Below are 10,001 nucleotides of genomic sequence, written 5' to 3' on the forward strand. Positions count from 1 at the left end.
CCTTTATTATTTAATTAATTTCTGATAAAGCCGTCTTAATTCTGTAATATGGCTAGAAATACTTGGTAATGAATCATAGTCAATTTCTTTTCTCTCTTCAGATTGAATTTTTTCTAACCGCTGAATTAATCTCTGAGTATTTGTAAAAATATGATCTCTTGGCAACAGATCTTTTGAACCAACATTTTTACTCACAAGCACCTCTTTTTTAAACAGGAGTGCTTCCAACACTACCAGTCCAAAAGTTTCTTTCCATCGACTTGGAACAACTAAAATATCTATATTACGATAAATATTTTCAATTTCTTCCCTATTATATCTCCCATGTTGAATTAGATTGGGATATTTTTTTGTAGGTACATAACCATATGTATGAAACTCATATTTCGTATTCTGCAATAAACGGCTCATTTCAACAAAATCATAAAAACCCTTAAATTCTTTCTCTGGTCCTATATAAGCAATTCGATATTTTTCATTTTTCATCTGAATTTTCTCATCTTCAATATGAATTTCAGAAATTGCAATGGGAATTACTTGGTATCTGATGGTCATGGGCAAATTATTTAAATACACTTTTTTAGCTACCGAACTATTAAAATGAAAAAAATCTATACAAGAAAAAATTTTTTGATAGTATTTCCTAAGCTCAATTATCTTTTTCTCTAGAGTACTCGATTCAATCATCGGAATTTTAAGTTCTCTACTTTTACTTTGAATTTTAAAAAAACGCTCCAACTTTTTAGAAAATTTCCGAATAGTCGGATAGGCTTTCCATTGAAAAACGCGTAATTTTTGTGTGTTAAGTGCATTAGCAGACACTTGTATCCAAAATTCGTTTGAATTATCGCTATCATAACTTTTCCCGTTATGATAAAAATCCGGCACGGGTGATAGACCATAATAGTCATGAGAAGTAAAAATAAGTGATATTTCCAATTGGTTAGCCACTTGAAAAAATTCATAGTGAATTCCCATTAATGTATGTACGTGGATAATATCTGGATTGATATCCATCAAAAATTGATAGTATAATTCTGGCGAAACACTCTTCATAAAATGATCTGGACTTTTAATTCCTCCAAAAAGCGCTAATGGTAGACTATTAATTAGTTCATAAGTCTCTAATCCTTTTACATTTTTAACTTTTTTTATTTTGGGCTCATTTTTTAAATAATTCATTTCCCCTGGATAAAGCAAAATAACTTCATCCCGTTGTTTACTCTGCTCTATTGCTATATTTAATGTATATTCAACTAGTCCTCCGCTTCTAGCTGGCGGAACACCTAAAAAATAATGTAAAATTTTCATATTAACTACCTTCTAAATAGTTCCTCATATTTTCCAACAATTTCGGACCAGCTGTATAAATCGGCCATTCTTTTTGATGCATATTGAGCTAACTCGTGTTTATCTTTATCCTCAAGACTTTCAGCCTGCTCAATGCAATTCACTAGATTATTTTTTTCCCAATAAAGAGCTCCTTCCTCTGCCACTTCCCTATTAAACCCTACATCAAGTAATAAATTTAACTCTGTCGCAGATAATGCCTCTAGTAATGAAGGATTTGTTCCACCAACTTCATGTCCATGGATGTAGGCAAACGTATTTTCTCTAATATATGTTAATAATTTTTGATCATAGACAGTTCCCACAAATTTTATTTTAGAGTCTTCATCAAAATGTGTTTGTTTTTTTAATGAATTAAAAAAATTATTCTTTTCCACATTAGTTACAATAACTAAGTCTTTTTTTGAAGATGATACCTTAAAACTATTAATAATTGCTTCATAATTATTTTCAGGAACAAATCTACCCACTAACAAGTAGTATTCATTTTCAATAATTTCCCATTTCTCAAACCACTCTGAAACAACTGAATCCCTGCGCGTAAGTTTTGAACTTTCAAAGTCAGCGCCATATGCTATAAAAATTGTTTTTGGTTGATACTGAACATATTCCTTTTTTATGTAAATTTCTATATTTTTACTATCACAAATTAGTAAATCAGAATGTTTAACCATTAATCTCTCTGATTGTTTCCAATATTTTCTAACGGGATATGACCATTTAGCTCTTTTCCATTCATTACCATCTGGATTTACGTATAATTTACCGCCAATTTTTTTTATCTCTTTTTTCATATTCCCTATAAAAGGACCAATTCTACACGCTAACACATAAAAAATTGGTTGATAATCTTTATTTCTTTTTGAAATTGTAATTGCTCTTTTCAAAGCTAATATATCATATAAAATTGCCCGCGCTGGACCAATCGATGGAACATTAATATTGAAACATTCCGCATTATTATAACGGAATTTACGGTCAGTAATTCCAGACTTAGCTGAATTTTCCGACATACAAGCTATATGATAATGGACTAGATCAGGTGTCTGATATCTTGTAAGTTTATCAACAAATGTTTCAAATCCCCCATATTTAGCAGGTATACCTTTTGATCCAATAATATACACATGTTTTTCCATTATTTTTCACTGCCCAACTTTAATTAGTAAACTTTGCGATTACTAAAAGTAAATAATTTTTTTGTATATGAACGTTAAATCTCGATTCAATCACTTAGCTTTTTCCAAACTGATCAACTCATCAGGTATCTATAATTCAATTTCAAAAAATTTTGAAAATTACTCGATAAAATTTGTCAGCTCTTCTGCCACTTTTACTTTAGTCAGAAACATAAACAATCAAGTTAAAACCAACAACTTAATTAGTTATCTACCCCATAATAATAATACTCTTGATCAGATTCGCTACTACTATCATTATAAATAGCACCTAATACATTGGCTTTGACTATCTTTAATAACTCTGTTGCTTTTTTCAAAGAATCCTTTTTAGTGATTTTCTCTCTGACTACTAACAATGTTCCATCCGCTTTAGAAGCCATAATTTGTGCATCTGTTACCGCTACGACTGGTGGCATATCGAAAATTATTAGATCAAATTTATTTTTTAGATCATCAAAAATACGATCCATCTTAATAGCTCCCAATAACTCTGAAGGATTTGGTGCCTTGACGCCACTAGTAATAATCGATAGATTCGGGACAGGACCAGGTTGAATAATTTCTTTTACGCTGATATCAGTGCTGAGAACATTACTTAATCCGACTTTATTACTTAGTAAAAATGTTTTATGAACGGTTGGTTTTCGCATATCAGCGTCTACTAATAGAACCTTTTGACCCGAGTTAGCAAAAACGACCGCTAAATTCGCAGAGGTAGTAGATTTCCCCTCACCAGGACCAGAAGACGTGACAACAAGTGTTTTTATTTTCTGATCTATCGATGATGCAAATTGTATATTCGTACGAATCGTTCGGTAGCGCTCTGAAATTGGTGATGATTTATCTAATAAAGTAATTAAACTCACTGCCTCAGTTTGGTGCGAATTATTTTTTTTTGACATAATAGCCTCCTACACCCGATTTCGTTCTATACGATTTGGTCTTTCATTATCGGTTTGTCGTATATTTTTTTCAATACTGAAATCAGTAACTTGATTTTTTAATGTCATATTACTTTCATTTTTTTTCATTTGAGGTATTGTACCTAAAATAGTAAGTCCGTAGCCATCAGTTAATATTTGAGCTTCTTTAATTGTCCGATCCAATACTTCAGTGACTATTGTCAAAAAAATACCAATTAATGTACCAACGACCAATCCTAATAGTAACATTATTTTTTTATTAGGAAATATTGGTTTATTATTAATAGTCGCATTAGATATAATAGAAATCCGATCTATATTAAGGACATCTTTCGCATTTTTTTTGAATATCTTGGCTGTGGTATTCGTTATTTGTGTTGCCTTTCTAGCATTTTCATTTGTAGTAATAATAGAAAACATTTGAGAATCTTGATTTTGTTCTACTCTGATATCGTTTCTTAACTCACTACTGCTAATTTTTACATTATAATCAGATTTCAATTTCTCACTAACTTCATTTATTACTAAATCTCCTGTTATGATATCTTTATAAGTATTTATCATTTGTAAATTATTATTCACATCATTCACATTAGTTATTTCAGAATGAGGTAAAGTAACGATCAGTTGTGCTCTTGATTCGTATCTAGGAACTAAAATAAAGAAAGCAATTGTCCCAGAAATTACTACTCCCAAAATACTACCTAATACAATAAATATTATTCTTTTTTTTAGTACATTAAATAATTGTCTTAGACTAATGGTTTCTTCCATATTGTTCTCAACTTTCTTTTATTGTGCTATTACACAAATATGACTGATTGTGATTAATAACACTTAATTTAAAAATAGCAAATAGAAAAACAAATTTCAAGTAATATTTTAGTTATTTCCAATAAAGCACACTACTTATAGCTTATTATACCGTCTGAAACAAAAAACAATTAGTGGAATCAAAAAGTTAGATTTTTTCGGGGTAGAGAAATCTACTCTGTTTTTTGTCTCTTGAATTTATAATTTAAGTACAACACATAAAAAATGACTCATAATCGATGATCCAACTAGAATAGGTTTGTCGAGAACGCTACTAGGAGGAAAACAATTATGAGCCGGTACCAACATCTTATCCTACTCGAACGAGAAAGAATCTTTCTACTTCACGAAGAAGGTATTTCTATTAGAAAAATCGGGAACGACATTTATCGTAGCCCGTCTACCATTTCACGTGAGCTGATAAAAAAATCTACTCAGCTTTCAAAGCAGGCAAAAATTATACTTCTCGAAGAACGAACTGTAGGCATCATACAATCCTAAATGATTCGCGAATTTGGTCAATCATTCGTCGTTTATTTATCGATTTTCAATGGTCACCAGAAGAATTTTTTAATCGTTTGGAGTTTGAACACGCAAACTTCTCAATCAATTTTATCACAAGCTACCGTGCAATTTACATCGGTATTTTCGATACAGAATCACTCTAACACGGTAGTATAGGACTGATCCGTTCATTACGCCCATCGAGGAAAAACAAGACATACAAAGAGACTCGTGGAAAGATACGCATTACTTATTCGATCCATGACTGTCCAAAATCCGCAGACGATGAAAGCGAGTTTGATCTTTGGGAAGCCAATACTCTAGCTGACAAATCTGGTGGTGCTTGTTTAGTGACTTTAACAGATCGAAAATCGCGATTTATTTTAGCAGGAAAGGCAGCCAGAATGGACTCATTCAGAATACTTGCCTAAAACGAAAGAGATGGATACGGTAGATGACTCAACGATTTATCGGATATTTGAAAAATGGATAGCAGACCTAGAAAGTGTTTAGATTGGAGAGCACCATTATTAATTATAGAAAAATAATTCAGTTTTTCCTTGGTAATATGGTGCCGGCACATCTTTAGTAAAGCCTTGTTTGTAACGGAGTAGTGAGTCATCCAGTTCGCTCGTCCTACCACCACCGTCATTAACATAAGGAATTCCTAAACTATGATAATATACTAATAGTTCATGTTCTAATAGATAGCCCCCAAAATCATGTTTGTGTTCCATATCCATCGCCCCTAAAAATAAAAACACACAGAACGGAGAATGAAGCGCTAATGTAGAGGCTACGACTTTATTATCAATTTTTGCGTGAAAAATTGTACATCGTGCGCCTAGCTCGCGAAACAAGGATTCAAAAAAAGCATCATTAAAATAATAGATCTGTTCAGCATTATTTCGTTCCATAGTACTGTTATAAAGGGCAGTAAATTCTGTAAGACCTTCTCTTCCGTGATGAGTGATCACTACCCCGTGTTCTTTAGCTACTCTAATACCTTTCCGAATATTTTTTCTACGATAATTCTTTAGCAAATTATCTTCAGTATCGGTTTTTATCAGAACGACTGGACGCTTTACAAAAAGCTCACTGCTAGAAAAAAGCTTCCTAGCATTGTTAAGGATTGGATGAAATCTTTCTTCAATAGAAACTATTTTATTTTCTTGACAATATAAACGAAATTCTTGACAAAATTCCTGCCAAACTATCATTGGATCTTGTCCATCTATCAAAGGTCCGGTATAACCGTAAACCGAATAGAGTTTACTACCTGTAGCTAGCCCTTCAATTTCCATTGGTTTAGTCTGAAAAAAAGGATAAGCGACCTTTCCAGATGGGGACTGATAAAAAAACAATATGGGATCACTTTCTTTTTCTCGAAGACTAAAGGCTTTAAAATAGCCCCACTCATGAGCAACATCCCATTTAGAAAAACCATGGATAACTTTATCCCAAACTTTTTTTTCCGAAATAATTTCCATTAACTCCTAACACCGCTTCTTTCACTTAGCTATAATAGTTTCTTCTAATCAATGTCACTGGTTGATTTACTTTTGTATCATTTAAATATCTCAAAATTATTCTGATGATACTCGATTCTGAGTACGCAGAATTTATCGTCATACTTTATTAAAATATTCAATGTCTCTGTATCCCACTGAAAAATATTCGTTTTATTTGGGTATTCCATATACCGTTGATCGAGAAAATCACTCTCGATTGGATCAATAGCAAGAACATTAATCTCTTCTTTATCTGACTTGATATAGGCATATTGCCCCGGTGATGAGAATGCTCGAATTTTATGAATAAGTTCATCGAACGACTCCAAAAAAGTTATCTCTGCATCACTACGTTTTTTTGAATAGTAGATAGGCTCGGATACTGCTGATGCTTCTATTGGAATAAAACCGTTTTTATAGGCTTCTTCAAAAACCTGTCCCTCTTCTCTAAAAGACACTTGGTACAATAAATCTAATGGAAAATTCTTTGCATTATCAATTTTTATTTGTGCTAGAATATCGCCACCATCTATCTCGTCATTAATTAGATGACAAGTTACCCCATGTCCTCGTTGAAAAAGAATTGCACCATTGATTGGGCTAGTCCCTTTCAAATCTGGTAATAATGACGGATGGATATTGACAAAAGTTTGCGAATCTTTTTTCATACTAGAAACCGGCAAGATATACGGCAAGCCATTAGAAACTAAAACATCAAAATCACTCATCTTAACTTCATCTATAAACTGTTTTTTTGCTCCCAATGTACGATATGTAATCTCTTCTTTTTCTAACATTTTTGCTAAATAGGAGTCTCGTACAGCATAGATTTCTGTAACATTCAAATTTAACTCTATCATTTTTTTCAAAACATAATATCTATTACCCACAAAAAGAAACTTACGCTCATCTTTTTTCATTTATCATAATCTCCTACAATCATAATTTTATTCTGTGACCGGTTTTCATCATATAACGTTCTGGCGACTTAAATGAATACTAAAAAAATTCTTCAATAATTTGACAAATAGAGGCCATATCTTCCTCTGTATAACGCTGATCACAAGGCAGCGGTAAGATATTCTTAGCAAAATTGTAGTCTAATGTGCTATCCTCAGCTTCTGACAAAACATTGGGCCATAAAATAGGAACATAAATTTTTTTAAAAATTAGTTCCTCTCTAATTTTAGATGCATCTTTAACTAGCAAAGGATAAGCGAATGCCCCTTCTGGAACCTCATAGCGAAGTAGATTATATTTTTTTAGACGTTCGTGTAGATACCTTGCGTTTTGAGTTCGTTGCTTTTTTATTTCACTATAAGGCAGTGCACCTAATAAATTTTGGGTAAATTTAGACATCTTTGCTACATTATCCCCATCTAATTTTTCTTCATTATCATTATATTTTTTATAATAGGCTGAGCCAGTACTTTCCATTCTTCCAACCAAATGCTCTAATCTATCTTTTGAACTACTTTCACTTATCTCAACATCAGCTTTGACATTGGTTGCCAGGTAACTACCATCTGGGATCCCAAAAAATTTCCTACAAGAATAGAAAGTATCTACCTCAGGAAGCGGTTCTTGAAAAAATGCTTGCGTATTGTCTAACATAATCTTTCCAAATCTTTCTTTTAATTCTTCTATTCTTCTATGAGAAAGTTGTCCATAATAATTTACAATGTAAACACACTCATGAGCTTCAGGAATTATGCCCAACAAGGGTAAGAAATTTTCATCAAGTGAATAGTATTCTATCTCTACTTTCTCCATTTGGAGCGTTTGTTCGATACAATCACATAGGAAAATTGGAAGATAAACTTTTTTTATTTTTCGCGCTCGTATCAAGTAAAGTAAACTACTTCTAGCCCGATCTAAATTAATTAATTCATGATAATATGGCTGTTCAACCAGTTGTTCAAACTCAAAATACCCACCAATCTCTTTCATCTTTTTTTCCTTTCCAAAAACCTTTATTTGTGGATGAATACTTTATTAATCAACTTTGTCGCTTTAAACAACTCTGAATTTTTCAATATATAAGAAATTACCACAAAACTGATTGAACCAATCGCTATCTTGATAAGCAACGTTGATAATGTCCCTGCCGCTAAAAATTGGGTTGAAAAATAAATAATCCCCCACATAGTTAGTCCTGCAACCAATGTCGTAGCGATATCCTTCAATTGATCCCAAACTGAATAATTCAAAATTTCTTTTGTGTAAAATCCATTGGCGTAAATTAATAAAAAATCAACGATTAAGGTAGCCCAAACCAAGGCTAAAACACTACGAAAAATCACCAATGAAACCAATAGGAAACTAATCGCGATTACCTTTTTTATTATTTCCAAAATTAGAAACCGATCTGTCCGACCAACGATTTGGAGAATATTCAAATTTAACACGTGTAACGGGAAAAACGAACCAGCAATACAGAGGAGTTGAAAATAAGGAATTGCCGGCAGCCATTTCTCACCAAATAAAATATTGAAGAGTTCATAACCGCAACTAGATAGACCAAACATTACTGGCACCGTAAAAAAGACTGTTAGCTTTAAAGTACTCTGAAACCGAATCTTTAATTTATTTTTATCCTCTTTTACTTTGCTTAATGCTGGAAAACTAACCTTTTGGACAGCACCTGATACTGATTGAGCTACAACATCACTCATTTTTTGTGCATTGGTATAAAACCCTAATGTCGCGGCAGGAAAAAATCTACCTACCAAGACAGAAGTACCATTCAAGTATGCTGTATCCATTAGTCCTGAGACTAATAGTTTCCAACTATAGTGAAACATTTTTCGAAAAACTTGCCAATCAAACGTCAAACTAGGCCACCAACGGTTGAAAGCAATAAAAAAAATCGATAATAACATTTGATTAAATACTTGCTGCAGTACTAAGCTCCAAACTCCAAAGCCCATATAAGCAAGTACGATAGCGATGCTTCCTGAAATAATCATTGAAATTGTGCTAATGATTGTTTGCGTCTTAAAATTAAGTTGAATAGACAACTTAGTTCGATGGATAAGAGAGAATGCACTGAAAACAATTGTAAGACTTAATACTCTCAGCATAGAGGATAAAATTTCTTTTTGATAAAAAACTGCTACAAAAGGTGCAATACTGAAAAGAATAATATATAACATCCCCGCTGCAAAAAGATTAAAGAAAAAAACTGTCGAAAATTCAACATTCGTCGGCTTTTTTTCTTGCAATAACCAGACTTGAAAACCGCTATCTATAATTACGTTAGAAATACCAATAAATATCGCCAACATACCTACCAAACCAAAATCACTTGGAATTAGAATTCGAGCTAAGACAATCTGAACAATAAAAGAAATCCCTTGCCTCCCTATGAGCTCTAATCCTGCCCAAATGAACCCTTTGTTCATTTTTTTTCTAAATTTTTCTCATCCAAACTAGAATTTCCGTCATCGTTTCTCAATTTATGTCCTCACTAATCTGTTTTTATAGAGCGGTATTCTTCCTTAGACCAAATAATTTTATAGCTAATCTTTCATTACTTATTTCTCTTATTCACTTAAATTTTTTAAACTTACTGAATTAAAGATTTTATCTATTAATGATCTAATAACAGGTTACTCCCCTAAGCGATCGAGCTATAAATATTATACTATTATTATGTGTAGTATTCATAATTTTGGGAAATTTTAAGTATCACTTCATATTTATTATATACTAAATTA

General features: G+C 32.3%; 9 protein-coding genes. 1 reads left to right on the forward strand and 8 read right to left on the reverse strand.

Translation table 11 applies throughout. The features are described 5' to 3' along the window. Nucleotides 1–6: 6 nt before the first annotated feature. From EP1_RS11620 to EP1_RS11635, 4 genes are all read right to left on the reverse strand, one after another. A complete protein-coding gene (locus EP1_RS11620) occupies nt 7–1,311 on the reverse strand; it encodes a glycosyltransferase (protein ID WP_067627570.1) in 1,305 nt (434 codons plus the stop codon). A 5-nt stretch (nt 1,312–1,316) separates the two neighbouring features. Next, nucleotides 1,317–2,489: a beta 1-4 rhamnosyltransferase Cps2T gene (gene cps2T / locus EP1_RS11625; protein ID WP_067627572.1), complete on the reverse strand. Its 1,173-nt coding sequence runs from the start codon at nt 2,487–2,489 to the stop codon at nt 1,317–1,319. A 242-nt stretch (nt 2,490–2,731) separates the two neighbouring features. Continuing rightward, on the reverse strand, nt 2,732–3,433 hold the full coding sequence (locus tag EP1_RS11630; protein ID WP_067627574.1) for a CpsD/CapB family tyrosine-protein kinase: 702 nt from the start codon (nt 3,431–3,433) through the stop codon (nt 2,732–2,734). A gap of 9 nt (nt 3,434–3,442) precedes the next feature. Next, nucleotides 3,443–4,228 (reverse strand): YveK family protein, encoded by a 786-nt coding sequence (locus EP1_RS11635; RefSeq protein ID WP_067627577.1) that lies wholly within the window; start codon nt 4,226–4,228, stop codon nt 3,443–3,445. A gap of 330 nt (nt 4,229–4,558) precedes the next feature. On the opposite strand from EP1_RS11635, the gene EP1_RS11640 reads away from it, so the two are divergent. Continuing rightward, nucleotides 4,559–4,768, forward strand: a complete 210-nt coding sequence (locus tag EP1_RS11640; protein ID WP_067627579.1) for a helix-turn-helix domain-containing protein — start codon at nt 4,559–4,561, stop codon at nt 4,766–4,768. Nucleotides 4,769–5,301: 533 nt separating this feature from the next. On the opposite strand, the gene EP1_RS11645 is transcribed toward EP1_RS11640, so the two are convergent. The 4 genes from EP1_RS11645 to EP1_RS11660 form a co-directional block, all read right to left on the reverse strand. Next, nucleotides 5,302–6,261 (reverse strand): peptidoglycan bridge formation glycyltransferase FemA/FemB family protein, encoded by a 960-nt coding sequence (locus tag EP1_RS11645; RefSeq protein WP_067627581.1) that lies wholly within the window; start codon nt 6,259–6,261, stop codon nt 5,302–5,304. 77 nt (nt 6,262–6,338) lie between these two features. Continuing rightward, entirely contained in the window at nt 6,339–7,202 is an 864-nt protein-coding gene (locus tag EP1_RS11650; protein ID WP_067627583.1) for a formyltransferase family protein, read from the reverse strand. A gap of 79 nt (nt 7,203–7,281) precedes the next feature. After that, nucleotides 7,282–8,232 (reverse strand): aspartate aminotransferase family protein, encoded by a 951-nt coding sequence (locus EP1_RS11655; RefSeq protein WP_067627585.1) that lies wholly within the window; start codon nt 8,230–8,232, stop codon nt 7,282–7,284. A 23-nt stretch (nt 8,233–8,255) separates the two neighbouring features. Further along, nucleotides 8,256–9,686 carry a lipopolysaccharide biosynthesis protein gene (locus tag EP1_RS11660; RefSeq protein ID WP_067627587.1) on the reverse strand — a complete coding sequence of 477 codons (1,431 nt, stop codon included), beginning with the start codon at nt 9,684–9,686 and terminating at the stop codon, nt 8,256–8,258. Nucleotides 9,687–10,001: the final 315 nt, after the last annotated feature.

Source organism: Enterococcus pseudoavium NBRC 100491 (assembly GCF_001544295.1).
Taxonomy (GTDB): Bacteria; Bacillota; Bacilli; order Lactobacillales; family Enterococcaceae; genus Enterococcus_A; species Enterococcus_A pseudoavium.

What these genes read in the sequence shown, in the direction of transcription:
- EP1_RS11620 (WP_067627570.1), bottom strand. Translation starts at nt 1,311, where the DNA reads ATGAAAATTTTACATTATTTTTTAGGTGTTCCGCCAGCTAGAAGCGGA.
- cps2T (WP_067627572.1), bottom strand. Translation starts at nt 2,489, where the DNA reads ATGGAAAAACATGTGTATATTATTGGATCAAAAGGTATACCTGCTAAA.
- EP1_RS11630 (WP_067627574.1), bottom strand. Translation starts at nt 3,433, where the DNA reads ATGTCAAAAAAAAATAATTCGCACCAAACTGAGGCAGTGAGTTTAATT.
- EP1_RS11635 (WP_067627577.1), bottom strand. Translation starts at nt 4,228, where the DNA reads ATGGAAGAAACCATTAGTCTAAGACAATTATTTAATGTACTAAAAAAA.
- EP1_RS11640 (WP_067627579.1), top strand. Translation starts at nt 4,559, where the DNA reads ATGAGCCGGTACCAACATCTTATCCTACTCGAACGAGAAAGAATCTTT.
- EP1_RS11645 (WP_067627581.1), bottom strand. Translation starts at nt 6,261, where the DNA reads ATGGAAATTATTTCGGAAAAAAAAGTTTGGGATAAAGTTATCCATGGT.
- EP1_RS11650 (WP_067627583.1), bottom strand. Translation starts at nt 7,202, where the DNA reads ATGAAAAAAGATGAGCGTAAGTTTCTTTTTGTGGGTAATAGATATTAT.
- EP1_RS11655 (WP_067627585.1), bottom strand. Translation starts at nt 8,232, where the DNA reads ATGAAAGAGATTGGTGGGTATTTTGAGTTTGAACAACTGGTTGAACAG.
- EP1_RS11660 (WP_067627587.1), bottom strand. Translation starts at nt 9,686, where the DNA reads ATGAACAAAGGGTTCATTTGGGCAGGATTAGAGCTCATAGGGAGGCAA.